The sequence below is a fragment of the Streptococcus sp. SG1 genome (assembly GCF_030439935.1).
In the GTDB taxonomy this organism is placed as follows: domain Bacteria; phylum Bacillota; class Bacilli; order Lactobacillales; family Streptococcaceae; genus Streptococcus; species Streptococcus gordonii.
In genome coordinates this window covers 166291-191228 of the sequence record NZ_JAQFJC010000003.1, presented here as the reverse complement: position 1 = coordinate 191228, position 24938 = coordinate 166291, and the positions used below count along the sequence as shown (strand labels likewise).

19 protein-coding genes and 1 pseudogene are annotated in these 24938 nt (G+C 39.6%); 15 read left to right on the top strand and 5 right to left on the bottom strand.

What is annotated here, in order from left to right:
- Positions 1–76 precede the first annotated feature (76 nt).
- The 6 genes and pseudogenes from PCY06_RS03850 to PCY06_RS03825 all read left to right on the top strand — a co-directional run bounded on the left by PCY06_RS03850 (position 77) and on the right by PCY06_RS03825 (position 4489).
- Entirely contained in the window at positions 77–385 is a 309-nt protein-coding gene (locus tag PCY06_RS03850) for an MGMT family protein (protein WP_082307427.1), read from the top strand.
- 59 nt (positions 386–444) lie between these two features.
- A complete protein-coding gene (locus PCY06_RS03845) occupies positions 445–1392 on the top strand; it encodes a TIGR01212 family radical SAM protein (protein WP_082307428.1) in 948 nt (315 codons plus the stop codon).
- On the top strand, positions 1386–1937 hold the full coding sequence (locus tag PCY06_RS03840) for a class I SAM-dependent methyltransferase (RefSeq protein WP_082307429.1): 552 nt from the start codon (positions 1386–1388) through the stop codon (positions 1935–1937). The genes PCY06_RS03845 and PCY06_RS03840 overlap by 7 nt, the downstream gene beginning before the upstream one ends.
- A gap of 239 nt (positions 1938–2176) precedes the next feature.
- A pseudogene (locus PCY06_RS03835) lies at positions 2177–2792 on the top strand (TetR/AcrR family transcriptional regulator).
- Positions 2773–3726, top strand: coding sequence for an ABC transporter ATP-binding protein (locus PCY06_RS03830; RefSeq protein ID WP_082307431.1), 954 nt, complete (start codon positions 2773–2775; stop codon positions 3724–3726). Before PCY06_RS03835 ends, PCY06_RS03830 begins: the two are co-directional and overlap by 20 nt.
- Positions 3713–4489, top strand: a complete 777-nt coding sequence (locus PCY06_RS03825; RefSeq protein ID WP_082307432.1) for an ABC transporter permease — start codon at positions 3713–3715, stop codon at positions 4487–4489. The genes PCY06_RS03830 and PCY06_RS03825 overlap by 14 nt, the downstream gene beginning before the upstream one ends.
- A gap of 544 nt (positions 4490–5033) precedes the next feature.
- Here PCY06_RS03825 and PCY06_RS03820 read toward each other — a convergent pair.
- The 4 genes from PCY06_RS03820 to PCY06_RS03805 all read right to left on the bottom strand — a co-directional run bounded on the left by PCY06_RS03820 (position 5034) and on the right by PCY06_RS03805 (position 8757).
- On the bottom strand, positions 5034–5798 hold the full coding sequence (locus PCY06_RS03820) for a class I SAM-dependent methyltransferase (RefSeq protein WP_082307433.1): 765 nt from the start codon (positions 5796–5798) through the stop codon (positions 5034–5036).
- Positions 5799–5917: 119 nt separating this feature from the next.
- Positions 5918–6292 (bottom strand): hypothetical protein, encoded by a 375-nt coding sequence (locus PCY06_RS03815; protein ID WP_048777579.1) that lies wholly within the window; start codon positions 6290–6292, stop codon positions 5918–5920.
- Positions 6293–6403: 111 nt separating this feature from the next.
- On the bottom strand, positions 6404–7966 hold the full coding sequence (locus PCY06_RS03810; protein WP_082307434.1) for a beta-carotene 15,15'-monooxygenase: 1563 nt from the start codon (positions 7964–7966) through the stop codon (positions 6404–6406).
- Positions 7963–8757, bottom strand: a complete 795-nt coding sequence (locus PCY06_RS03805; RefSeq protein ID WP_082307435.1) for an ABC transporter ATP-binding protein — start codon at positions 8755–8757, stop codon at positions 7963–7965. The genes PCY06_RS03810 and PCY06_RS03805 overlap by 4 nt, the downstream gene beginning before the upstream one ends.
- A gap of 74 nt (positions 8758–8831) precedes the next feature.
- Between PCY06_RS03805 and PCY06_RS03800 the strand changes: the two genes are divergently transcribed.
- From PCY06_RS03800 to PCY06_RS03785, 4 genes are all read left to right on the top strand, one after another.
- Positions 8832–9956, top strand: coding sequence for an AI-2E family transporter (locus PCY06_RS03800; protein ID WP_096755026.1), 1125 nt, complete (start codon positions 8832–8834; stop codon positions 9954–9956).
- Between the two features lie 100 nt (positions 9957–10056).
- The gene (locus PCY06_RS03795; RefSeq protein ID WP_082307437.1) at positions 10057–11700 is read left to right on the top strand and encodes a phosphoenolpyruvate carboxykinase (ATP); all 1644 of its coding nucleotides are present in this window, start codon (positions 10057–10059) and stop codon (positions 11698–11700) included.
- A gap of 91 nt (positions 11701–11791) precedes the next feature.
- Positions 11792–13132: a hemolysin family protein gene (locus tag PCY06_RS03790; RefSeq protein ID WP_082307438.1), complete on the top strand. Its 1341-nt coding sequence runs from the start codon at positions 11792–11794 to the stop codon at positions 13130–13132.
- A gap of 231 nt (positions 13133–13363) precedes the next feature.
- Entirely contained in the window at positions 13364–13894 is a 531-nt protein-coding gene (locus PCY06_RS03785; RefSeq protein WP_225791188.1) for a hypothetical protein, read from the top strand.
- A 289-nt stretch (positions 13895–14183) separates the two neighbouring features.
- Here the strand turns inward: PCY06_RS03785 and treR are convergent, their stop codons facing one another.
- Positions 14184–14894 carry a trehalose operon repressor gene (gene treR / locus PCY06_RS03780; protein WP_046165239.1) on the bottom strand — a complete coding sequence of 237 codons (711 nt, stop codon included), beginning with the start codon at positions 14892–14894 and terminating at the stop codon, positions 14184–14186.
- Positions 14895–15073: 179 nt separating this feature from the next.
- On the opposite strand from treR, the gene treP reads away from it, so the two are divergent.
- From treP to pflA, 5 genes are all read left to right on the top strand, one after another.
- Complete coding sequence (treP, locus tag PCY06_RS03775) at positions 15074–17083, top strand: PTS system trehalose-specific EIIBC component (RefSeq protein ID WP_082307439.1); 2010 nt, start codon at positions 15074–15076, stop codon at positions 17081–17083.
- 135 nt (positions 17084–17218) lie between these two features.
- The gene (gene treC / locus PCY06_RS03770; RefSeq protein ID WP_082307440.1) at positions 17219–18844 is read left to right on the top strand and encodes an alpha,alpha-phosphotrehalase; all 1626 of its coding nucleotides are present in this window, start codon (positions 17219–17221) and stop codon (positions 18842–18844) included.
- 199 nt (positions 18845–19043) lie between these two features.
- Complete coding sequence (locus PCY06_RS03765; RefSeq protein ID WP_096755028.1) at positions 19044–21383, top strand: endonuclease/exonuclease/phosphatase family protein; 2340 nt, start codon at positions 19044–19046, stop codon at positions 21381–21383.
- Between the two features lie 372 nt (positions 21384–21755).
- Positions 21756–23840, top strand: a complete 2085-nt coding sequence (locus tag PCY06_RS03760; RefSeq protein WP_061596002.1) for an FctA domain-containing protein — start codon at positions 21756–21758, stop codon at positions 23838–23840.
- A gap of 283 nt (positions 23841–24123) precedes the next feature.
- Positions 24124–24933 (top strand): pyruvate formate-lyase-activating protein, encoded by an 810-nt coding sequence (gene pflA / locus PCY06_RS03755; RefSeq protein WP_061596001.1) that lies wholly within the window; start codon positions 24124–24126, stop codon positions 24931–24933.
- Positions 24934–24938: the final 5 nt, after the last annotated feature.

The following is a 24938-nucleotide window of genomic DNA, read 5'->3' as shown; positions in this document are numbered from 1 at the left end:
GCTTTGCCAGCCTTTTTGTCTTGACAAAGAAAGTCTCTTTCTTTAAGATAGGAGCAAACAAGATTAGGAGGTTAGCTTGTCCAATTTAAATCAAGAACTCATCGATGCTGTTTTGGCATTAGTAGATAGTATTCCCTCTGGGCGCGTGGCGACCTATGGTCAGATTGCCCGTTTGATTGGGAGGCCTAAAAACGCTCGCTTGGTAGGAAAGATCCTCAGCCAGTCGGAGCTTTATGGCAGCAAGCACCCTTGTCATCGGGTAGTCAATGCGACAGGGCGCCTCACACCTGGCTGGGAAGACCAGAGACACTTGCTCTGGGCGGAGGGAGTGGACTTGAAGGCCAATGGCTGTGTGGACCTCAAGCGTTATCAGTGGGAGCGGTGATTTCCTTCTTTCCTTGTGAATGAGGGAATTTTTGTTTCTAAACTATTTTTTGTGGTAGAATGAAAGGTATGAAATCTTACAATTCTTTGAATGATTATTATCGAAAACTTTTTGGTGAGAAGACTTTTAAGGTGCCCATCGATGCGGGCTTTGACTGTCCCAATCGGGATGGTACGGTAGCGCATGGAGGCTGTACTTTTTGTACCGTTTCGGGCTCTGGTGATGCTATTGTGGCACCAGATGCGCCCATCCGCGAGCAGTTTTACAAGGAAATTGACTTCATGCATCGCAAGTGGCCAGATGTTCGCAAGTATCTGGTCTATTTCCAGAACTTCACTAATACACATGAGAACCTTGAAGTGATCCGTGAGCGGTATGAGCAAGCCATAAACGAGCCAGGTGTCGTTGGACTCAATATCGGAACTCGGCCGGACTGCTTGCCTGACGAGACTATTGCTTACTTGGCTGATCTGTCTGAGCGTATGCATGTGACTGTAGAGCTGGGGCTTCAGACCACCTATGAGGAGACCTCAGATCTTATCAATCGTGCCCATTCTTATGAGCTTTATGTGGAGACGGTCCAGCGAGTCCGTAAGCTAGCTCCCAAGGCGGAGATTGTTTCCCACTTGATCAATGGCCTGCCGGGTGAGACCCATGAGATGATGTTGGAGAATGTCCGCCGCTGTGTTACGGACAATGACATCCAGGGAATTAAGCTTCACCTACTCCACTTAATGACCAATACCCGTATGCAGCGGGATTATCACGAAGGGCGGCTGCAGCTGCTCAGTCAGGAGGAGTATGTCTCCATCATATGTGACCAACTAGAGATTATCCCCGAGCATATCGTCATCCACCGCATCACGGGCGATGCTCCAAGGGATATGTTGATTGGCCCTATGTGGAGCCTCAATAAATGGGAAGTTCTCAATGCAATAGAGGCAGAAATGCGTCGTCGTGGCAGCAAGCAAGGTTGTAAAGCAAAGGAGCAGAAATTCGTATGTTAAGACCCTTACAGATGGCCCATGCCTTTTTGGCAGAAGTCGTGACCAAGGAAGATATCGTGGTGGATGCTACTATGGGCAACGGACATGACACCCTCTTTCTGGCTAAGTTGGCCAAGCAGGTCTATGCTTTTGACATTCAGGAGCAGGCTGTGGAAAAGACCCGCCAGCGCTTGGCAGAAGCTGGCTTGGACAATGCTCAGCTAATCTTGGCTGGCCATGAGACTCTGGACCAATACACAGACCATTTCAAAGCAGCTATTTTTAATCTTGGCTACTTGCCTTCGGCGGACAAGTCTGTCATTACCCGACCCGATACGACACTGGAAGCTCTGGGAAAGGTCTGTCAAGGCTTAGCAAATGGCGGCCGTGCAGCTATCATGATTTACTATGGGCATGAAGGTGGCGAAGTTGAGAAAGATGCGGTGCTAGACTTCGTCAGTCAGCTGCCTCAGCAGGACTTCACCGTTGCCCTCTACAAGACCATCAATCAGATTAACAATCCACCTTTCTTGGTCATGATTGAGAAATTGAGAGAAGGAACTTGAGATACAATAAGGATACAGAGAGAAAAGCCAGACAATAGGAGCTTTCAGTACTGTATCCTTATTTTTTAAATTGTGACACTCAAATAAATAGGTCTAAAAGAAGAGGGGTATGATGTGTGTAAATTTAAAGTCTTATATTTTCTTACAAAGAAGATATAAGACTTTTGACATTTTTCAATTTATATGATATCCTATGACTGTAAAACCAAAAAACGTCATAGAGTTTTCAGGAGGAAGTTATGGCTACTGCTTTTACTACTGAAGAAAAGGAAGTAATTAGAAAGAAATTACATAAAGTTGCAAAGGAATGCCTTCAAAGATATGGGGTTAAGAAAACCACTGTAGACCAGATGGCAGCAATGGTAGATATTTCTAAAGGTTCTTTTTATAATTTTTATTCTTCAAAAGAAATGTTATTTTTTACAGTCTTAGAAGAATATCAAATAGATGTTATGAATCGCCTGACAGAACAATTAGGTATGGAAACCAAGATAGATACAAATCGTCTGGTACAGTTACTTTATGATTTTTATCAAGATTTTCGCTATTCATTTATGTATACCATATTTAAAAATCATGAAATGGAATTACTCATAAGAAAATTGCCGAAAGAGGTGATAACAAATCATCATCTGATAGATGATAGGATGGTTAAAGAAATTGTATCTCGAATCAACATTAGAGAGAATGTATCGGTAGAAATCGTCTCTGCTTTATTTAGAACGATTGCTATGACTATATTACACATCGAGGAAATCGGTGAAGAACAATTTGATACCACATTGAGGTTAGTCATACAAGGAGTTGTGGAACAAATTACTAAGGAGGATAGGTAATGGTGAAAGAAGCAATTAGAACCGCAAATCTTTCTAAAAGATATGGAACAAAAAATGTTGTCGACAACTTGAATCTTTCAATAAAACCTGGTGAAATAGTAGGTTTTTTAGGACTGAATGGTGCGGGTAAAACAACAACGATGAGAATGATGCTAGGATTGATAAAATCTACATCAGGAGAGTGTTATATTCAAGGAAAAAAGTTAGATCTGAATAATTTAGAACTTCGAAACGAAATAGGTTATATTATTGAGACGCCTTATTCTTATCCGGATTTAACGGTGAGAGAAAATTTAGAAATCATTAGTAAATTAAGAGGGGTTAATAAAGATAATATTGACTGGGTAATTGAGAAATTAAAACTAAAGCAATATGAACATAAACAGGAGAAGCATCTTTCTTTAGGAAATGTTGCGCGTTTAGGAATTGCAAAAGCGATTATTCATAAACCTAAAATTCTAATTCTTGATGAGCCAACAAATGGATTAGATCCTTTTGGAGTTATTGAAGTGAGAGAACTATTAAAGGAATTGGCGAATAATCTAGGCACAACTGTTCTTATTTCAAGTCATAATCTGGAAGAAATATCTAAAATTGCTACTAGGATAGTTATTGTACATGAGGGCAGACTTATAAGAGAAGTTGAAAGCAATGAATTAGAGCAGTACTTAGAAAAGAAGTTACTAGTAAGTGGCTCTAATAATAAGGCTATGAAAGAAGTATTATCTAACCAGGGCTATCATGTAAACATTCAATCAGACACAGAAAATAATATCGATTTCCTAGAATTAACTGATACAAAAGCTGTGGAATATCCGGAAAAAATTGCTACATTGCTAGTTAATGCAGGTTATCCACCTAAATCACTGACTGTTGAGAAAGAAGATTTAGAGCATTATTTCTTAAGAATACTGAATGACTATAATGGAGGTGTTTCGAATGAAAAAGCTTAGTTCCTGTATTTTAATTGAATGGAAAAAGTTAATAAAATCAAAACTTTCCATCGTAACTGCTTGTTCTATCTGTTTAGTTCCTTTTATTGTTGGGTTGTTTGCAACTATGATGAAATATCCAGAGAATTTCAAAAATCTTGGATTGATTTCTGCAAAAATGGAAATGATGAGGTTAACAGACTGGTCGTCGTACTTAATGACCGTATCACAAGTCATTTCTGTTGGGGGATTGCTCATTTTTGGATTTACAGCATCTTGGGTTTTTGGTAGAGAATATTCTGATAAAACGATGATAGACCTATTAGCGCTCCCGATGAAAAGAGATACAATCGTATTATCCAAGTTTATCGTTATCGCTCTATGGAGCTATATTCTATCAATTTTTGCACTTTTATTAGGATTATTAGCTGGCAATCTGATTGGGCTTGAGGGTGGGAGCTTAACGGTGATTTTCAAAGGTATACTTACTTTTGGTTATTGTACTACTCTTACGATCATACTCTCTACTCCAGTAGCTTTTTTTGCTTGTTTAGGCAGAGGATATCTGTCACCATTGGCATTTATTATTTTTACAATTATTTTTTCTCAACTTGGTTCTGCTCTTAACTTTGGGAAATACATCCCATGGGCGATTCCTGCACTCGCAAGTGGTATTGCAGGAAAAGCACTATTGAATTTTGGGAGCATTGTCAGTTTGTTTGGGGTAAGCATTCTAGGTCTTATCGCAACAATAGCTTGGTGGAGGTATGCTGATTATGATTAAAATGAAGTGATGAAAAAGCTAATAACACAAAACTAAGTCTTATTCATTTCCATTCAAAATCCCTCCTCCTGTTCAGATTGAAAAATAAGAGGGGGTACATTATGACAATCGAAAGTTTTGGACGAGAGGGTATCATATAAGTCCCGTTGGCCTAAATGAAAAGATAGTTTCTAAATATATAGGCGATTGGGAAAAAATGACCTTGTCTTTGATAAGTTAAGTGTCAAACCGTTCTCAGATGGCGGTTTTAGAACAAGGTGAAGTCCCGTTGTTATAGGCATTAGTCAAGTAACCATAGCATTAACCTGAACGAAGTTCAGTGAACGTCTTTAGACGTCGCTGGAGTGAAATGGCTTATAGCCGGTGTACAAGTCACCAGTTTTCACGGGTGGTTATGACTTCTCAAAATGAGCAAAAAAACAGTAAATCTTCGTGATTTACTGTTTCTCAAATCGTTATATTCAATTATACAAACTGGGATTTTTAGATTTTAACCCTTACGGAAAATAAAACGGGCTATTATACTGAAGTATGTTCTATAACATTATAGTTTAATGCAAAATGTAGCGATATAGTCATTTCCATAACGTGATAATCTATTTCTTTTATCACATGATTCATAAAAATCTATCATAGCGAGACCATTTTTAAGTTGTCCTCTAATCTGAGTTTCTAAGGTATGGCTAAATTCATATCCATATTCTGGATTTATGGTTATCTTGCCTTCCTCTTCAAGCTCTTTTGAATTAAAAGGTATTGAAAACTTTAAAAGTAATTCCTCATCGGGTTTGTCCCATACAGTGTCAGCATCATACATGTATATCCAAGGATTCATAAATCCGACCATTAACAATCCACCCTTTTTCAATACTCGAGAGGCTTCTTTATACATGTTTTCTAAATCTTCTATATATACATTTGAAACCGGATTAAAAATAATATCAAAAGTTTCATTTTCAAATGGAAATGGTTTTGTCATATCGCTTTGAACCGTATTGATTTTTAAGCCTTCTCTTTTAGCAACCAACTCATCTCTTTCTAATTGTGATTTAGAAAAATCCATTATGGTCACATCATAACCTTTTGCAGCAAAAACAGCTCCCTGCTGTCCACCACCACAAGCTAAACCTAATATCTTTTTCCCGTTGGCTTTTTCAAACCATTCTGTTGGAACTTTTTTCCCAACAGTTAATGCAACAGAAATTGGATGTTTTCTAACTTCTTCTAATTCTTCATGTGTCAATGGCTCAGTGTAGTCATTTTTTACATTATTCCATCTATCTTCATTTAATTTTATATAATTATTCATCTTACAACTTCCTCGTAATTTTATATGATTTCGATTTAAGTTGAATATGTTGCCATTACATTTTTCTCACATCTACAAATTCCAATTTGACGCACTGTAGATGATCCTCATTTCACATACTACATCTGTAATGCTGTTATCCAAAAACATATTCCGGCTATAAGTGAAATCGGAGTCATAACATATTTTTCTTTCTTACTTTTTGAAATCATGTTCATAATCGTATTCAAGGATAGGTAAGCGGCAAAGAAGAAACAAATATATTTAGTAACCTTGAAAGACAGCCACAGGGGAATAAAACCTCCGGCTTGCAAAATAATGATTATGGCAAAAATTTGGATAGCCACAGAAACGACTGACGCAAGTCTAAATTTCTTAGGTAAGATTTTATGTTGTCCACCCATTGTAAATTCGCCCAAAGGCAGACCGCAAGCAACAAAAACTGTCATAATTGCTATAATTCCAAATAATACTGCACCTAATATTGAAAACATAAATCACTATTCTCCCTTCGCAAAATACAAAAAATTTTAATTACAAATTCAACTTTGTGTCACTTAACAATCCTATAAAATTATAAGGAATTCTTGTCAAGTGTTCAAGTTTTATAGGTTTTTCTCAAGCTGGTCTATTAATTTCTCTTTTCCTTTGTTCTTCCACCAATCACTCAGATCGACTAAGGATTGAGCGGCGGAAGGGATGAGAAGCAGGACATAGATATAGACATACTGGCTCTTGGTTTCCCAGAAGAAGTGGAAGAGACCACCTCCCAAGAGAAAGATGAAAGGATAGAGGTCAAAAGGTGTCAGCTTTCCTCTAGTGACGAAAAAATTACGCAAGATAAAGAAACAGGACAGCAGATAGATGCTGGCTAGTAGGGTCAAGAGCAGGAAATTAACAATCTGATAACCGCTTCTTTCCTCATAAATGCTGCGCAGGACAGTTGGCTTCATATATTGCTGGCGCTCAATCTGCGGTCCGGTCCAAATGGACTGAAACGTCGGCTCAGTCCAGGTAGACTTGACTTTTTCATAGAAGAATCTCAGCGCATAAGCAGGATGCTTGCTGAAGTGAATCAAAATATTTTTCAAATCCCGAGTGGCCATTTCTGTAGCCAAATTTTCATTGTACTTGTTGCGCTTGAGAATCTTGGTATTGTAAGCATCATACCAGCCTCCCAAGGTCTGCCGATTAGGATCATCCCGTAGGCCCATAGTGATATAGGCGATTTTTGGGGTACCGACACCGATCTTTCCGCCAATCAGCTGTTCATAGTAGGCTGTCAAACCCTTGTTTGAAAAGACGATACCAACTACAATCAGGACGATAGCTAGTGGTTTTTTCCAAGACCATTTATAAAAGATGGACAGGAAGCAACATCCGATCAGCATGATGGCAAAGATGATATAGTTGTTGCGCAGGAGGCAGGCTAGACTGATGCTAGCAGCTCCCAACAAGGCATAGAGTAGGTTTCCTTTCTGGTCCAGCTTGATAAAAGCATAGAAACTGAGCAGACAGAAGAAGAGCCCAGGAATGGTGCCGTAGACAAAGAGAACGAAAAAGAGCTGTGGTAGAAAGAGAAATGTCAGCAGAATCGTGTATTTCTGGATTATTTCTCTGGCATTGAGAAGGGAAGTAATCTTGTAAATCAAGAAATGACTAAGTAGAGTCCAGACGACATTCATGCTAAAGGCAAACTGAGTCGTCGGAGAAATAAAAGCATAAAGTCGCTCCAGAGTCATCAGTCCTAGCTGATGGGGATTGCGGTACATGTAGCTTCCGACGGTTGTCAGCGAGCTGTAATCCCCTTGATTAAAGGCCAGGGCTGCATTGAAAACGTGCTTGGCGTCAGCTCGAATGCGGCCATCGTAGGCCGTTATCAGAAAAATCGCGGCTACGATAAAGATGAGAGACAGGCTCCAAAAAAGATGCTTGGTCTGAACCTTTTCTAGCAGAGGTCGGATTAAAAAGAGGCTGAAGAGAAAGAGCAGGAGGATAGGGTAGAAATACCAAGGATTACTGACGAATTGGACTCCTTCTGGAATCCTCAAAGGGATGTATGTGTGGGACAGCAGAATTTGCCCAGACAGGAAAAGCAAGGCAATCGCAGTCATGGTCAGAATCAGGAAATAGCCCAGATTGAAAATGATGTTTAAAAACTGCCTCATAAGAAGTTGCCTTCTACTTTGATGAAATAGCGACCTTCTCCCAATTCAATCAGCTCGACTGGCTGAGGATAAAAGCGGTCCATGACCTCTTTTTGGAGGATATCTTCTTTTGGACCTTGGGCTATAATTTCGCCTTCTTTCAGGAGTAGGACATGGTCTAAAGCGGATATAATTTCCTCTACATGGTGGGTGACATAGAGGATAGTTGGTGCTTGGTCCATTTGTGTAATCTTTTTGATTTGATTTAGCAGGCGCTCGCGGGCAAAGAGATCCAATCCACTAGTTGCTTCATCCAAGATAAGCAGTTCTGGCTCTTCCATAAGACTGCGGGCAATCAGCAAGAGCTGCTTTTCACCTTGAGACAGACTGATGTAGCTCCGGCCAATTAAGTCTTTTCCGCCAATGGAAGCCAGCATTTCCCTAGCTTGATCCAGCTCGGTTTGTCCATAAGCAGCATAGAGAATACTGCTTTTATACTTACCTGTTAAGACGATTTCTTCGGCAGTGAGATGGCTAGGTAGGCGCTCCGCAATGAAGGAACCAACTACTCCAATCTTAGTTCGTAGCTGAGGGATATCACCGGCACCAAATTCCGTACCTAGGACTGTCACCTTTCCTTGGGTCTTCCAATGCTCGGCCATGAGTAGGCGTAAGAGAGTTGACTTTCCTGAGCCGTTGAGACCGAGTATGGCCCAATGTTCTCCCTTGTTCACCTGCCAGTTGAGATTTTTTAAGATGGTTTGGCCTTGTTTTGCCAAGCTTACATTTTCCAGCTTGATAATCTTTTCCATTTTTATTCTTTCTTTCATTAAATCCCCTCTATTATAACAAAATTTATGGTAAAATAACTGATAGGAGGAAAAGAATGTTTCATAAGAGTAAGTTATTTTTTTGGACAGTGGAAGTTTTACTAGCAACACTTGTCTTTTTCCTGTGGAGAATGATGGGGGACTTGATTACTCCAGTGATCAGTGTTGTAAATACTATCTTAATCCCTTTTTTAATAGCAGGTTTTTTATATTATATTGCCAACCCTTTAGTGGTCTTTTTGGAAAAATACCTGAAATTAAACCGTATCTTAGGTGTCCTGCTGACATTGACAATTTTATTTGGATCTATTGTTTTAGCAGTTATCTACCTCCTACCTATCTTAGTCACTCAGCTGACTAGTTTGATTAATTCGAGCCAAAATCTCTATAGTTATGTCTATAGCTGGGTCAATGACTTAGCTCAAAATCCTGTATTCAAAAATCTCAATATCCAATCTACCCTGCAACAGCTGAATCTATCTTATATTGATATTCTGCGAAATATTCTAAACGGGGTAACGAACAGCCTGGGCAGCGTGGTATCGGCTGTAATCAATACCGTCTTTATCATCATTATGACTCCAATTTTCCTTGTTTATTTCTTACTGGATGGTCATAAGCTTCTGCCAATGCTGGAACGCAGTATTCTAAAGCGAGACAAGCTCAACATTTCTTCCTTGCTGAAGAATCTAAATGCAACAGTTTCACGATATATCAGCGGAATTTCTATTGATGCAGTAATTATTGGTTGCCTAGCCTATATTGGTTATAGTACTATCGGAATTAAATATGCTTTAGTATTTGCCATTTTCTCTAGCTTGGCTAATTTGATTCCTTATGTTGGACCAAGTATCGGTTTGATCCCAATGATCATCAGTCATGCCTTTACAGATCCAAAGAGGATGTTGATAGCTGTCATTTATATGCTGATTGTTCAGCAGATTGATGGAAATATCCTCTACCCTCGGATTGTAGGAGGAGTTATGAAAGTCCATCCGATTACTATCATGGTTCTCTTGCTCTTATCCAGTAACATCTATGGTATTATCGGAATGATTGTGGCTATTCCGACTTACTCCATCATCAAAGAAATTGTAAAATTCCTAGCTAACCTCTATGACAATCATAAAGAAGCTCAGGAGATCAAGAAGAATGAAGAATTTGGAATTATAAAAAAATAGGAGAAAGGAATCTTTCTCCTATTTTTTTATTTGAATTTTTATAACACGAAACAGTATATTTATGCTAAAATGGTAGTAATAGGATAAAGGAGGTATGGTCATGGTAACACGTCGTAAATTTTCCCCACAAGAAATAAGGAAAAATTCTTCTTACTTTTCCCCTCTGAAGACTATCGTGGAAACAGCCTTTTATGAGAATCAGGTTCAGTCTATCAAAACGGTAGAAGAGGCCTACCAGTTAGCTTCAGCAGCTGGAACAGTGGTCTTAGATATGCCTGTGATTCATACAAAGGAGTTGGGTCTTCCTTCTTATGCACGGGTTTTACTGACGAATTCAGGAGCAGTCGTTGGGCGAACGGCAAAGGCTAGAAGGATTTATGGTAGAGATAGTCAAGAAGATGAAACCTTACTTTTTCTAGTTCGTAGTGCTATTTACCAAGCTCATCATAGAGATTTTTACAAAGCGGATGCAGTTGTTGGGCTGGATGAAGACTTTATGGTCTGTGCCCACCTCATGGTTCCTAAAGAAGAAATAAACAATCTCTATTCATGGCTACTAAATTTCCAAATTTTAGATGAAGAATTTAAGAACCGTCTGAGAGTTTCAAAAAAATATGAGGAAAATGATATCTTTGTCTTTTTTGATCCCAAGTGGAAGCATCCAGAATATCCAGATGGTCTTGTCTACTTTGATACTAATCACAACTGTGCAGTTATTTTAGGTTTAAATTATTTTGGAGAGTTGAAAAAAGCCACTCTGACTTTGGCCTGGGCAACTGCTGCTAGAAATGGCTACGTAGCTTGTCACGGTGGTCTGAAAATTTTTAAGCAAAATAATGATAAAAAAGATTTCGTTGCTTCATTTTTTGGTCTATCTGGTTCTGGAAAATCCACTCTTACGCACGCCAAACATGGTCAAAAATATGACATCAAGGTTCTCCATGATGATGCCTTTATTATCTCTATCAAGGACGGATCTTCAATTGCCTTAGAGCCATCTTATTTTGATAAGACGAGTGACTATCCAACTGGACATAGGGAACAAGATTTCTTTATCACTGTGCAAAACTGCGGAGTAACCTTAGACGAAAATGGGAGAAAGGTGTTAGTTACTGAAGATATCCGCAATGGAAATGGTCGAACGGTCAAGTCTCGCTTTTCGACTCCAAATCGACTGGATCGAATTGACGAAGCTATCAATGCTATTTTTTGGATTATGAAAGATGACTCTCTACCCCCTCTAGTCAGAATTCACGATCCTCTGATGGCCTCCACGATGGGTTGTACTTTGATGACCAAACGCTCCAATGCAGAAAATGTTCTGGGGTTGCATGATGAGTTGGTGATTGAACCTTATGCAAATCCTTTTCGTGTCTATCCTTTGGTAGAAGACTACCGAAAATTCTGTCGTTTATTTGAGTCGGGAGTATCCTGTTATATTATCAATACTGGGTCTTACATGGGGAAGGCTGTCTCAAAGGAAGTATCTTTAGATGTCATTGAGCAGGTAGTGGATGGGACAGCAGATTTCAAACCCTTTGGTCATATAGTAGGCTTTGATTATCTTGAATACGAGGGATATCCCCTTCCTAATTTTGATAATGCTTACAAGAAATTGATTCGAGAAAGAATGCAGATTCGGCTAAACTTCTTGTTGGCCTTTAACCAAAAGTATCCTCTGACTGCCCTACCAGTTGGGGCTATTTCAAGACTAGAAAAGGTTTTACAAGATCTGGAATCCTAATCAGAACATAAGTTTCTATAAAATCTGTGTGCACGAAACTCAAAAATATGTTATAATCAGGGTTGATTATACTTTTTAGGAGAGGAAACTCATGGAAGACCCCAGCAGTCAGACCCTTTTGTTACAGTTTTTATTATTAGTCGTTTTAACCTTTTTAAATGCTTTCTTTTCCGCGGCAGAGATGGCCATGGTGTCACTCAATCGGGCGCGTGTTGAGCAGAAGGCAGAGGAAGGTGATAAAAAGTACATTCGCCTCTTACAGGTTTTAGAAAATCCCAATAACTTTTTATCTACTATTCAGGTAGGTATTACCCTCATCAATATCTTATCAGGGGCCAGCTTTGCTGATACTCTCGGTCGTGTATTTTCAAGTTTGATGGGCAATTCTAAAACAGCACATGCCATAGCGTCTTTTCTAGCCTTGGCCCTTTTGACCTACGTTTCTATTGTATTTGGTGAGCTTTATCCTAAACGGATCGCACTCAATCTTAAGGATGATTTGGCTGTTCGAACAGCTCCTTTTATCATCTTTTTGGGCAAGCTCGTCAGTCCCTTTGTCTGGCTTTTGTCGGCCTCAACTAATCTGTTAAGTCGCATTACGCCGATGAAGTTTGATGATGCAGATGAAAAGATGACCCGAGATGAGATTGAGTATATGCTGACCAATAGTGAGGAGACCTTGGATGCGGATGAGATTGAGATGCTACAGGGGATTTTCTCGCTGGATGAGCTGATGGCGCGTGAACTGATGGTGCCCCGGACAGATGCCTTTATGGTTGATATTCAGGACGATACCAAAGAAATCATCGAAAGTATTCTCAAGCAGAGTTTCTCGCGGATTCCTGTCTATGATGGTGATAAGGACAATGTCATTGGCCTGATTCATACCAAGCGACTGCTTAATGAAGGATTCATCAATGGTTTTGACAATATCGTTCTGCGCAAGATCCTGCAGGAGCCGCTCTTTGTACCGGAGACTATGTTTGTCGATGATTTGCTCAAGGAGTTGCGTAACACGCAAAATCAAATGGCGATTCTCTTGGATGAGTATGGCGGTATGGCCGGTCTGGTTACACTTGAGGATCTCTTGGAGGAGATTGTTGGTGAGATCGATGATGAGACCGATAAGGCCGAAATTGAAGTCCATGAAATCGGTGAGAATACATACATTGTCTTAGGTACTATGACCCTCAATGACTTTAATGAATACTTTGAAGTTGAAATTGAAAGTGACGATGTGGATACGATCGCGGGTTACTACTTGACTGGTGTAGGAACTATTCCAGATCCAAAAGAACGCATCAGCTTTGAGGTGGAAAGTCAGAATAAGAAACTGATTTTAACCAATGACAAGGTTAAAAATGGCCGTGTCACCAAGGTTAAAGTAGAAATTTCTGAACAAGTAGAAGCAGATGAAGAAGTTACTAAATAGTTGCCTATGTGTAAATCAAACAGACTTTCGATAAAGAAGGTCTGTTTTTGATTATCAAAATAGAATAACAAACAAGTACACTTGCGTAAACATTCTCAAGTTTTTGTTTAGTCAACTTTTATGATACACTGCATATAGAAAGACATAGTATTTTCTATGATGAAACGAGTAAAAATAATGTTTTTATCTCTGCTTTGACTTTTTGTGCTAGCAATCGGAGCTAAGTTTTTCATGGACAGAATGAAAGTGGACAATCTCTACCGGCATGGCTACCAGCTTTTTGAGGAACAAATCGCAACCTACCTAAAAGAGCATTACAGCGGTATCAGTAAAATCGAATTTTCTCTGATTTTTAAAAGTGGTGGAGGAGAAGGTTTTGTCTATGCTCGTATCATTCCAGTAGTTTATGATACTTATGGAAATAAAGTCTATCTACGAAATGATGGAGTGCTAGATATGGCAGTGCCAGATTATGGAACCCTTGCTGGCCTTGACTTAAGCTTTAATGTCAATGACGGGTCAGAGATTATCTATCTGCGAAATAATGAACGTGAGTCTGTTAGCTCAGAAATATATCAACACCTTCCAGAACAGTTAAAATTACAAAAAGAGGAATTTACGGATAAAGTGATGATTGGATTTATCAATGGAGGGCATTTAAAAGGAGTCAAAAAAAATAGTCAAGGTAGCCCTAAGGCTGAGATTGTTTATAATCTAGAAATTCGACGAGTAGATGTACGGGAGGTAGGTAAATGGAAGTAATGCATCAGGACATTAACCATTTAAGCTTTTTTCAAGAAATCTATAAGTCTTCCTTAAGCTTTGCTGGTTATACTATATTCATCTTAAAAGAAAAGAGGACAGTCCAATGACAATAAATAATCATAGCTCCCCAACCTTTTCACTTTTCCCCACTCAAGAAACATAAGCAGTAAAAAGCAAAAGCAAAAGTAGCAATAAAACATTTTAAAAAAATTTTTTCATCTAAATCTCCTAAATTAAATAAATAAATCTGAAAGAGCTGGAAGTTTACAACTTTCAGCTCTTTTTCTTAGTTGTGCCTTTTGGCAAAATCAACAAAGCGAAATTTATCAAGTTTGTGTCTGCTGTCTGTGAACTGAAATTGCTGCCCGTTCGCTAAATAAACCTGAGATTTGACGGAAACGACATGGTTTTCTCTCTCAATATCGAGCAAAATTTTATCTCGACTGGTCGCATGATCAATGGTGATTTCCTTTTTAGCATAGTCGATGCTAAGTCCAAGATCATTTTCAATGAAATGATAGATGGAATGCTCTGCAATTTCTCTCGTCATCGTAGGAACAAGCTCTTTATCTAAATAATCAATATCAAGGACAGAAGCAACTTGATCAACAACTCTTTGTCGAACAATTCGCCAAACCAAGCGATATTCCGGAAAACCAGTTAGCTTAGCAAGTTTTTTATCTACGGTTATCTTTTCTAGGCTGATGACATTGGTTTTAGAGTCTAGTTTATTTTGTAGGACGAGTTCCTGGTAGCTAGTCAGATTGGAGATTGGAAAATTGATGTGTTCCTGCTTGACGATTTTGGATCCTTGTCCCTTAAATTTTTGGATTAATCCTTCTTTTTGAAGTTGCTCCAGAGCCTTTCGGACAGTATCACGGCTGACTTTATAAATCTGAGTTAATTCATTCTCGCTTGGCAAAAATTCACCAACGGGGTATTTCTCGCTCAGGATATCTTGCTCGATTAGTTTAAATAATTGTTGGTATTTCTTCATAATTGACCCACTTGTTTTATTTTTATCATACAACTACTGAAATTTTAGCAAATAATAAGGGAGAAATCAACGGACATCTTTCATACATGTTTGGTATCGTTTACAATTGGTATTAGAAAGCTGTTAGGAAACTAACAAATAAATATAAGGAGAGTGCTGGTTTTCCAGCCAATAATCAAATGGGCAAATTTGAAAAAGAGGCGAAAGTCTTATTGGATGCCATTGGTGGTAAGGAAAATGTGTCTGCAGTAACCCACTGTGCCACTCGGATGCGTTTTGTACTTATTGATGAGAAAAAAGCTGATGTAAAAGCTATTGAAGAAATTGGAGCTGTCAAAGGCACCTTTACGAATGCAGGACAATTCCAGGTTATTATTGGAAATGATGTGCCAATATTTTATAATGATTTTACAGCTGTCTCTGGAATTGAAGGTGTTTCAAAAGAAGCAGCTAAGGCTGCAGCTAAGATCAATCAAAATGCGGTTCAGCGCGTCATGACCATGCTAGCTGAGATTTTTACGCCAATTATTCCAGCGATTATCGTTGGTGGTTTGATTCTTGGCTTCCGTAATATCCTAGAAGGTGTGCAAATTCAAGCTTTTGGTCAAAAAGTGGTTGATGGTGTACTTCAGTTTACTAAAGATGGAGAGCCGATTTATAAAACGATTGTGGATGTTTCAAAGTTCTGGGCTGGAGTAAACCACTTCCTTTGGCTACCAGGAGAGGCAATTTTCCAATTCCTACCAGTTGGAATTGTTTGGTCTGTGAGTCGTAAGATGGGGACTAGCCAGATTCTTGGGATTGTTTTGGGGATCTGTTTGGTGTCTCCTCAGCTCCTGAATGCTTATTTAGTAGCAGGAACTCCCCAATCAGAAATTGCTAAAAATTGGGTTTGGGATTTTGGATTCTTTACAGTGCAACGGATAGGCTACCAAGCTCAGGTTATTCCAGCTTTACTAGCAGGGCTTTCCTTGTCTTATTTGGAAATCTTTTGGAGAAAACGGATTCCAGAAGTTGTTTCCATGATTTTCGTGCCTTTCCTATCTCTCTTGCCGGCGATTATCTTGGCTCACACAGTTTTGGGGCCAATTGGTTGGACTTTAGGTCAATGGCTATCTACGATCGTTCTTGCAGGTCTAACTGGTCCTGTTAAATGGCTCTTTGGGGCTGTCTTTGGAGCTCTTTATGCGCCTTTTGTTATTACAGGTTTGCATCACATGACCAATGCGATTGACTCCCAGTTAGTGGCAGATGCAGGTGGTACTGGACTTTGGCCAATGATTGCTCTGTCAAATATTGCACAAGGATCTGCTGTTTTTGCTTATTATTGGATGAATCGTCATAATGAAAAAGAAGCGCAGATTGCCCTTCCAGCTACGATTTCTGCTTATCTTGGTGTAACTGAGCCAGCTCTATTTGGGGTCAACGTAAAATATATCTATCCTTTTGTAGCAGGAATGATGGGTTCCTCCATTGCAGGTCTTTTGTCTGTAAGCTTTAATGTGAAGGCGAATGCTATCGGAGTCGGTGGACTTCCAGGTATCTTGTCAATCCAACCTAAATATATGTTAGCCTTTGCTGCGATTATGCTCGTTGCAATCGCTGTTCCATTTGTGCTGACCATGATCTTCCGTCGCTTGGGTCTCTTTACCAAAGCAGAAGATGCAGCAGTTAAAGCACCACAAGCTGAAGCCCTGACAGAAGCAAAAAAATCTGCGCCTTTAGCTGACTTAGTTGAAATTGCAAGTCCCTTATCTGGCCAAGTGAAAGAACTTAGTCAAGCAACAGATCCAGTCTTTGCTCAAGGAGTTATGGGACAAGGTGTCCTGATTGAACCAAGTCAAGGAGACTTGCTTGCCCCGGTAGACGGCGTTGTATCGGTTCTATTTCCAACCAAGCATGCTGTAGGTATCGTGTCTGATCAAGGTGTAGAAATGCTTATGCACATCGGTATGGATACGGTGAATCTTGAAGGTAAAGGTTTCACAGCTCATGTCAGTCAAGGAGATCGAGTAAAAGCTGGCGATAAATTAATCAGTTTTGACATTGATCTCATTAAAGATGCAGGTTATGTGACAGAAACTCCAGTCATCATTACCAATCAAGATCAATACCAAGCGGATGCATTGGGCAGTTTGCCACGCCAGATAGCAGTTGGAGACGCCCTGATGACAGCAACAAAAATTTAAGAATTACATGATGGAAGTTGGGCTTCTCTTATGAGATAGGTCTTCCAGACTCTTGAGGATGGGATGAGAAATTCTATTCCTTTCAAGGAATGAAATATTCATCCCACCTCTTTTATATTCAAAAGAAGGAAAAACATGGCATTAGATAAAACAAAGGTAGTCTACCAAATTTATCCAAAATCTTTTAAAGACACGACGGGGAACGGAGTAGGAGATTTTCGCGGGATTATTGAAAAACTTCCCTATCTGAGGGAGCTAGGAGTGGACATGATCTGGCTCAATCCTTTCTATCCAAGTCCGCAGCGGGACAATGGCTACGATATCTCAGATTATACGGCTGTTGATCCTATCTTTGGAAATATGGCGGATTTTGAAGAGATGGTCAAGGTTGGCCAGCAGCATGGTATTGACTTTATGCTGGACATGGTTCTTAACCATTGCTCGATTGAACATGAGTGGTTTCAAAAGGCGCTGGCTGGGGATTCCTACTATCAGGACTTCTTTATCCTGCGGGATGAGCCAACGGACTGGCTGTCCAAGTTTGGTGGCAGCGCCTGGGCGCCATTTGGCGATACGGGCAAATACTATCTGCACCTTTTTGATGTCACCCAAGCAGATCTCAATTGGCGCAATCCCAATGTTCGTCAAGAGCTTTTTAAGGTGGTAAATTTCTGGCGGGACAAGGGCGTCAAAGGCTTCCGCTTTGATGTGATCAACTTGATTGGTAAGGACGAGGTATTGGAGGACTGCCCAGGAAATGACGGCAAGCCAGCATACACGGACAAGCCAATCGTCCATGACTATCTGCACATGATGAACGAAGCGACCTTTGGGAAAGACAATTCCTTTATGACGGTTGGTGAGATGAGTGCAACGACGATTGAAAATTGTATTCTTTACACTGCACCAGACCGGCAGGAGCTATCTATGGCCTTTAATTTCCATCATCTCAAGGTGGACTATGAGGATGGACAGAAGTGGACGCTTAAGGCTTTTGACTTTGAAGAGTTAAAACGCCTCTTCCATACTTGGGGGAAGGAAATGAGCAATCATGAAGGCTGGTCAGCTCTCTTTTGGAACAATCATGATCAGCCGCGAGCTCTCAACCGCTTTGTCGATGTAGAAAATTTCCGAAATGAAGGGGCAACCATGTTGGCAGCCAGTATTCATCTGTCGCGCGGGACGCCTTATATCTACATGGGGGAGGAGATTGGTATGGTGGACCCTGACTACGACTCCATGGAAGATTATGTGGATGTCGAGTCTCTCAATGCTTACCAGAGTCTGCTTGCTGAAGGGCAATCGCCAGAGGAAGCCTTCAGGATTATCAAGGCTAAATCTCGTGATAATTCTCGGACGCCTATGCAGTGGGATGATTTAGTCAATGCAGGTTTTACAACAGGAACCCCATGGCTTAAGGCTGGTAAATCCTATCCTCTTATCAATGTGGAAAATGAAATCAAGGGACCGATCTTTAGCTTTTATCAGAAATTGATTGCCTTGCGTAAGGAACTGCCTATCATAGCAGAAGGTAGCTATCAGCCAGCCTATGAGGACAGTCCCCAGGTCTATGCCTTTGAGCGGGAGTGGCAAGGACAAAAGCTTTTGGTTTTGAATAATTTTTATATGGATCCAATTACAGTGGATATCTTACCAGATTATCAAACTGGCCAGGTCCTTTTATCCAATTACGGCAGGACTCAGATTGACCATATTCTGACTCTACAACCGTATGAAACGCTAGCTATTCTTGTTAATTAAAAATACTATTTTGTAGTGAGGAAAGCTGATTTTTAGATATCGGTTTTCTTCACTGTTTTTATATATAGACTGATTTATCAAAATATATAACAGAAATGGAAGTATGTATGAGTTTAAGAAAGCGTTTGCGAAAATATTGTTTTTTCTATATAATATAAACAGTATAGTAATTAAGTTTCATTAGGAAAAGGAGAACTTTATGAAGAAACAAGCTTATCAAAAGCGTCTTTTTTATTCAGCAGCAGTATTAAGTGCTTTTCTGCCTTTGCTTTCCTTGGCTGTTCCAGTCGGAGCTGAAGAGACGGAAAACTCTTTGAGTTCAGCTCCAGTAACTGTTGCAGAAAGTTCAGCAGTCAGTGATTCAACAGCTAGTAGTTCTGCAGAAAATACAAATTCTTCAGGAGATTCAAGAGCTGCGTCTGCTGAAGAAGCAGATAAAAAAGAAGAGACAGTTGCTGCACAAGCCGTATCAAGCACTGCAGAGACTGTTGTCAATCTAGGAACGATTCAAGGTGAATCGCAAGTATCTCCTTATCAGGATAAAGATGTCCGAGTTTCAAATGTTGTTGTTACAAAGACAGACCGTTATGGATTTTACGTTCAAGATGTGACACCTGATGGGAATAGCAAGACTTCAGATGCGATTTATGTTGTTTCCAAAGAACAAGTCGACGTTGGAGATAAATTAACTCTTGAAGGCCGAGTAAAAGAAGGCTACATGGAAGAGCTCAGCATTCGCCAAGGACAAACTTTTAACAAGCCAAGTGGCAGTTTGACCGTCACGATGCTGGAGGCTTCAACAGTTACTAAGGATGGTAAGGCTGACCTACCTGCTCCTGTTGATATTGTAGATAAGATGCCTCAGGATACAGTAGATAATGATGTGAATAACTATCAGCCGGAAAATGAAGCTTTGGACTATTGGGAAAGTTTAGAAGGCATGTTGACGACAATCAAAAAACCACATGTCTTAGGGCCACAGTATCGAGGAGATATTTATGTTTTACCTGAGGGTTACCAGGCTCTTCCTTTAAATAATATCGGTGGTGTCAATCTACGTCCGAACGCCCAAAATACAGCGACCATCCCTGTCTACGTTGGAAATAAATTCATTGCCAAGGCCAAGGACTATTTCAATGGTGATGTGGTTGGAGTGGTTACCTATCGTGGCAAAATTTATAAACTAGATCCAACACAATTACCTGATTTGGTAGACGGTGGTCTTCAAAGACAGATTTCTCCTCTCTATCCTAGCGAAGATAAGTTAACGATTGCTTCTTACAATATTGAAAATTTCTCTGCCAATACACAAAAAGGTGAAACACCTGACGAAAAGGTGACCAAAATTGCTAATTCCTTTATCAATGAAATTCACAGTCCAGATATCATCACGCTCATCGAGGTTCAAGATGATAACGGTAGCGTTAATGATGGAACGACCAGCGGTGTGAAGAGTGGTGAAAAACTAGCAGCCCGAATCAAGGAGTTGGGAGGAAAAAACTACAAATATACTGAAGTTGCACCTCTTGATGGCCAAGATGGTGGTAAACCTGGATCTAATATCCGTGTAGCCTTTCTTTATAACCCAGATCGTGTAAAACTAGTTGAAAAAGAAGCCGGTAAGAGTGATGAAGCAGCTAGCTTCTCAGGTGGCCATCTAGTTAAAAATCCAGCCCGGATCGATCCAACGAATCCTGCTTTTACTAAGGTTCGTAAATCTTTAGCAGCTGAATTTGAATTTAAGGGACAACATGTTGTTGTTATTGCCAACCACTTGAAATCCAAGCTAGGTGATGATGCTGTATATGGCTCAAACCAGCCGGCTGTCCAACATACCCAAGCTGCCCGGATCGAAGAGGCTAAAATATTAAATAATTTTGTTCAAGAAGGCTTAAGACAAAATCCAAATCTTAAGTTTGTCCTGACTGGGGATTTCAATGACTTTGAATTCTCTGAAACCGCTAAAGCTATTGCAGGAAATGAACTCATTAACCTTATGCAGGAACATGATGCAGCTGATCGCTATTCATATTTCTACCGTGGCAGCAACCAAAGCTTAGATAATATTTTCATCTCTAAGAACCTAGCTGGTAAAGCGATTTTTGCGCCTGTCCATATCAATGCTTCTTTCATGGAAGAACATGGCAGAGCTTCGGACCATGATCCAGTAGTGGTACAGTTAGACTTCTCAAATCAGACTAACCAGCCAGATACATCTTCTTCATCTAGCTCGTCCAATCAGGGATCGAATCATACTGTTCCAAGCACTAGCAACAGCCAAACAGATTTATCTAGTCAAGATAAGGGAGAAAGTTCAAGTCAAGCTTCTTCATCTGATACAAGTCAATCCAAGCAGGTTGGTCAAGAAGCAACCAATCAAAAAGACAAAAAAACAACAGATAAGCATTCAGGTGAAAACAAAAAGAGTTTGCCTGCTACAGGTGAACAAAGAGGCCATTGGGTAGCCTTTGGTTTCTTAGTCTTAATCTTTGCTTATCCATTATCTAGAAAATCAAAAAAGTCATCTAACCTAGAGTAAACTCTAAGCATCTTCGACACCCATCTATTCTTAGCTGAATAAGTATTTTAGGCTGAAAACAAGGTAACAGTAGTAGTTCATCATTGCAACTATGACCTGCCTCTTGAGCCTAAGTATCAGTCATTTAGGATAGACTCGCTATATCTTCTTATGGTAATCAGTGGATCAATAAGATGATCCAGTTTGCCATAAGCTTGATATAGCTTTTTATTTTGAGTTTGTTTGAAGATAGGTGCCTAGCAAAAGAGCTCTTTGTGAAAGCAATTTAGAAAATGCTTGAAAATCCAAGGAAATTATTTTATAATGAAGTGATAGTTTTGTTATAAAACGATCCTGTTGTTGTATTTTTTTTTTGGAAAAGGAGATGATAAAATGAATAAAAAAATCTTGATGATGATTTTTCTTCCCCTAACTCTACTATTCAGTTTATTTGTTACTCAAGGAAATAAGGTCTTTGCTACAGAACATGGAGATGTCATTACTCGGATGTATCTGACAGATAGCAAAGGAAACGAGCTCACTTCTTCTGATGTTGATCAGTGGCAAGAATTTCGTATTAATGTGGAGTTTAAATTACACAATAATGAAATAAAGGCAGGAGACACAACGGATGTTCAACTGCCGGATGTTGTTACTTTAGCAAGTACTGGTAGCTTTGACATAAAAGACCAAGATGGAAATGTTGTTGCCAAGGCAGTTGTAGATCAGCAAACAAAAGTAGTAACGATTACATATGAACCTTATGTTGAAACACATTCGGATGTAAAAGGAACCTTTTATTTTTATGTCCGTGCGGATCATAATGTGATTAAGAAAGCAAAAGAAGTACCAATTGATATCACAGTTGGAGGGAAACTTTTCCCAGCAGGTAAGATTAACTTTACTGGAATTGGTCAAGCTAAAAAAGAAGACTTAAACAAAGTTGGTTGGCAGGATGAAGCTGAGCCAACAATTGGACGCTATTCGATTTCAGTCAACAGAAGCGGAAAAGCTATGTCTGGTGTAAAAATAGCAGACGTTTTAAAAATTCCAGGTGCTACTTATAAACAAGATACTTTCCGAGTTTATAAGGGAGTTTGGGCCTTCCGCGATGGCGATTGGGTTTTAGATAACGCTGTAGACATTACAGGCCAAACTACTGTGAACTTTACTGATGATAATTTTTCTGTTCAATTACCAGATCTTTCGGCTAATGAAGGAATTCGGATTAATTACTCGGTTCAACTGCCATATGCACCTTCAGATGGCGAAAACTTTTTAAATGCAGCTACTTTGACAACGACAAACGGAGTTGAAGACAGCCGCAATTCAACTTATACATATTACCTAGGTCATGGCGAGGCAGAAGGCTACACTTATAAAATTCAAATTAAAAAAGTATCAGATGATGGTTCAGCTTTGCCAGGTGCTAAATTTGATATTATTCGTGATCGTTCTGGTCAAGTAGTTGCTCAAGTAGTGACAAACGACCAAGGTATTGCAGAAGTCAGCAATCTCTTGAAAGATGACTATACAATTAGAGAGACAGAAGCCCCTGCTGGATATGAGTTGGCGGACGATGTTAAAGTAAGTCCGGACGACTTTGATAGCACTCTTAAAATAGCTTCAAAAACAATTGTTGATAGAAAACAATCTTCTGCATCTGCTCAGCTGATGGCTCAAAAAGTCATGATTGGTCGTGATCTAAATGGCGGCGAGTTCTTCTTCACCTTGTATGATAAGAATGGAGCTGAAATTGAGACTGTTAATAATGCGGCTGATGGCTCCATTAAATTCTCACCTTTAACTTTTACAAAAGCTGGAACTTATACTTACACAATCAGAGAAAAATCTGGCAATATCAGTGGGGTCGTATATGACTCATCTGTAATAACTGCTAAAATTAAAGTAAAAGCCGATAATCAAGGCAAGTTGGTGGCAAAAGTTAGCTATGACGATAACAAAAAACAGTTTACCAATACCTATGTCCCAGGTTCAACAACAGCTCAATTAAAAGTTAAGAAATTCTTAACAGGTCGTGACTTGAAAGATGGCGAGTTCTCATTTGAACTAAGAGATGCCAAAGGTAAGGTAGTTGAAACAGTTAAAAATAAGGCAGATGGAAGTGTAGATTTCAAGACTCTGGCCTTTACTAAAACTGGAACATACACGTATACAATTCGCGAAGTGAAGGGTGATGCACAAGGCATTACTTATGACAATAGCGAAATTAAAGTAACGATTACTGTAACGAATGAGAATGGCAATCTTCTTTCAACAGTTTCTTATGAGGGAGGAAAAGATAGCTTTACCAACAGTTACCAACCACCGAAAAATCCTAAATCAAAAACTCCATCAAGCAAGGACAGCAAGAAAGAACTTCCAAATACAGGTTCGTCAGACAGCAAATTTATCTTTGTAGTAGGACTTGCAACGCTTATGCTTCTTGGTTTGGTTTGGAAGAAAAAACATAGTTAAGAAGAAAACATAAAGAGGGGTAACCCTCTTTTTTCTTGGAATAAAGAGGGAGAGAAGGTGGTTTGATTTTTATAATAGAAAATTTTAGCCTAGAACTTGAAAAGATTAGTTTCTTGTGTCAGAGATGAGAATAAAAGTAGAGACTTATCTGTTGTAAGACAATGAAAATGAAACTGAAAAACAGTTTGTTTTCTAAAAAATAGACAAATGGAGTCATTTTTATCATTAATCGTGTTATAATAAAAATAGTTATAAAACGTTTTCAGAGTGAAGAGGTTGTGTTATGGTTGAAGAGAAAAATGAAGAAACTGTTGATTATGGAAAGGTAACTGGCATGGTTCACTCTACCGAGAGTTTCGGTGCTGTTGATGGACCGGGTATCCGTTTTATTGTCTTTTTGCAGGGCTGCCATATGCGCTGCCAGTATTGCCATAATCCAGACACATGGGAGATGGAGACCAACAAATCTCAGCTGCGGACGGTGGATGATGTCTTGCAAGAAGCCCTCCGTTATAAGGGCTTCTGGGGCAATAAAGGCGGTATCACCGTCAGTGGTGGAGAAGCCTTGTTGCAGATTGATTTTTTGATTGCCTTCTTTACCAAGGCTAAGGAGCTGGGCATTCACTGTACATTGGATACCTGTGCCCTACCTTTTAGAAATACGCCTCGCTACCTGAAAAAATTTGACAAGCTTATGGCAGTGACGGATTTAGTCTTGCTAGATATCAAGGAGATTAATGAAGAACAGCACAAAATTGTGACCAGCCAGACCAACAAGAATATCTTGGCTTGTGCCAAGTACTTGTCTGACATTGGAAAGCCAGTCTGGATCCGTCACGTCTTGGTGCCAGGATTAACTGACCGAGATGATGACTTGATTGAGCTAGGTAAATTTGTAAAGACGCTGAAGAATGTTGATAAGTTTGAAATTCTACCTTACCATACCATGGGTGAATTCAAATGGCGGGAGCTGGGCATCCCTTACAAGCTGGAAGGGGTTAAGCCTCCAACAGCTGATCGGGTCAAGAATGCCAAGGAACTCATGCAGACAGAGTCCTATACAGAGTATATGAATCGGGTGCATAATAGCTGATCTGT

Excerpts from the sequence above, each read along its gene's own strand:
- PCY06_RS03845 (WP_082307428.1), top strand. The coding sequence starts at position 445 with ATGAAAGGTATGAAATCTTACAATTCTTTGAATGATTATTATCGAAAA.
- PCY06_RS03840 (WP_082307429.1), top strand. The coding sequence starts at position 1,386 with ATGTTAAGACCCTTACAGATGGCCCATGCCTTTTTGGCAGAAGTCGTG.
- PCY06_RS03830 (WP_082307431.1), top strand. The coding sequence starts at position 2,773 with ATGGTGAAAGAAGCAATTAGAACCGCAAATCTTTCTAAAAGATATGGA.
- PCY06_RS03825 (WP_082307432.1), top strand. The coding sequence starts at position 3,713 with ATGAAAAAGCTTAGTTCCTGTATTTTAATTGAATGGAAAAAGTTAATA.
- PCY06_RS03820 (WP_082307433.1), bottom strand. The coding sequence starts at position 5,798 with ATGAATAATTATATAAAATTAAATGAAGATAGATGGAATAATGTAAAA.
- PCY06_RS03815 (WP_048777579.1), bottom strand. The coding sequence starts at position 6,292 with ATGTTTTCAATATTAGGTGCAGTATTATTTGGAATTATAGCAATTATG.
- PCY06_RS03810 (WP_082307434.1), bottom strand. The coding sequence starts at position 7,966 with ATGAGGCAGTTTTTAAACATCATTTTCAATCTGGGCTATTTCCTGATT.
- PCY06_RS03805 (WP_082307435.1), bottom strand. The coding sequence starts at position 8,757 with ATGGAAAAGATTATCAAGCTGGAAAATGTAAGCTTGGCAAAACAAGGC.
- PCY06_RS03800 (WP_096755026.1), top strand. The coding sequence starts at position 8,832 with ATGTTTCATAAGAGTAAGTTATTTTTTTGGACAGTGGAAGTTTTACTA.
- PCY06_RS03795 (WP_082307437.1), top strand. The coding sequence starts at position 10,057 with ATGGTAACACGTCGTAAATTTTCCCCACAAGAAATAAGGAAAAATTCT.
- PCY06_RS03790 (WP_082307438.1), top strand. The coding sequence starts at position 11,792 with ATGGAAGACCCCAGCAGTCAGACCCTTTTGTTACAGTTTTTATTATTA.
- PCY06_RS03785 (WP_225791188.1), top strand. The coding sequence starts at position 13,364 with ATGGACAGAATGAAAGTGGACAATCTCTACCGGCATGGCTACCAGCTT.
- treR (WP_046165239.1), bottom strand. The coding sequence starts at position 14,894 with ATGAAGAAATACCAACAATTATTTAAACTAATCGAGCAAGATATCCTG.
- treP (WP_082307439.1), top strand. The coding sequence starts at position 15,074 with ATGGGCAAATTTGAAAAAGAGGCGAAAGTCTTATTGGATGCCATTGGT.
- treC (WP_082307440.1), top strand. The coding sequence starts at position 17,219 with ATGGCATTAGATAAAACAAAGGTAGTCTACCAAATTTATCCAAAATCT.
- PCY06_RS03765 (WP_096755028.1), top strand. The coding sequence starts at position 19,044 with ATGAAGAAACAAGCTTATCAAAAGCGTCTTTTTTATTCAGCAGCAGTA.
- PCY06_RS03760 (WP_061596002.1), top strand. The coding sequence starts at position 21,756 with ATGAATAAAAAAATCTTGATGATGATTTTTCTTCCCCTAACTCTACTA.
- pflA (WP_061596001.1), top strand. The coding sequence starts at position 24,124 with ATGGTTGAAGAGAAAAATGAAGAAACTGTTGATTATGGAAAGGTAACT.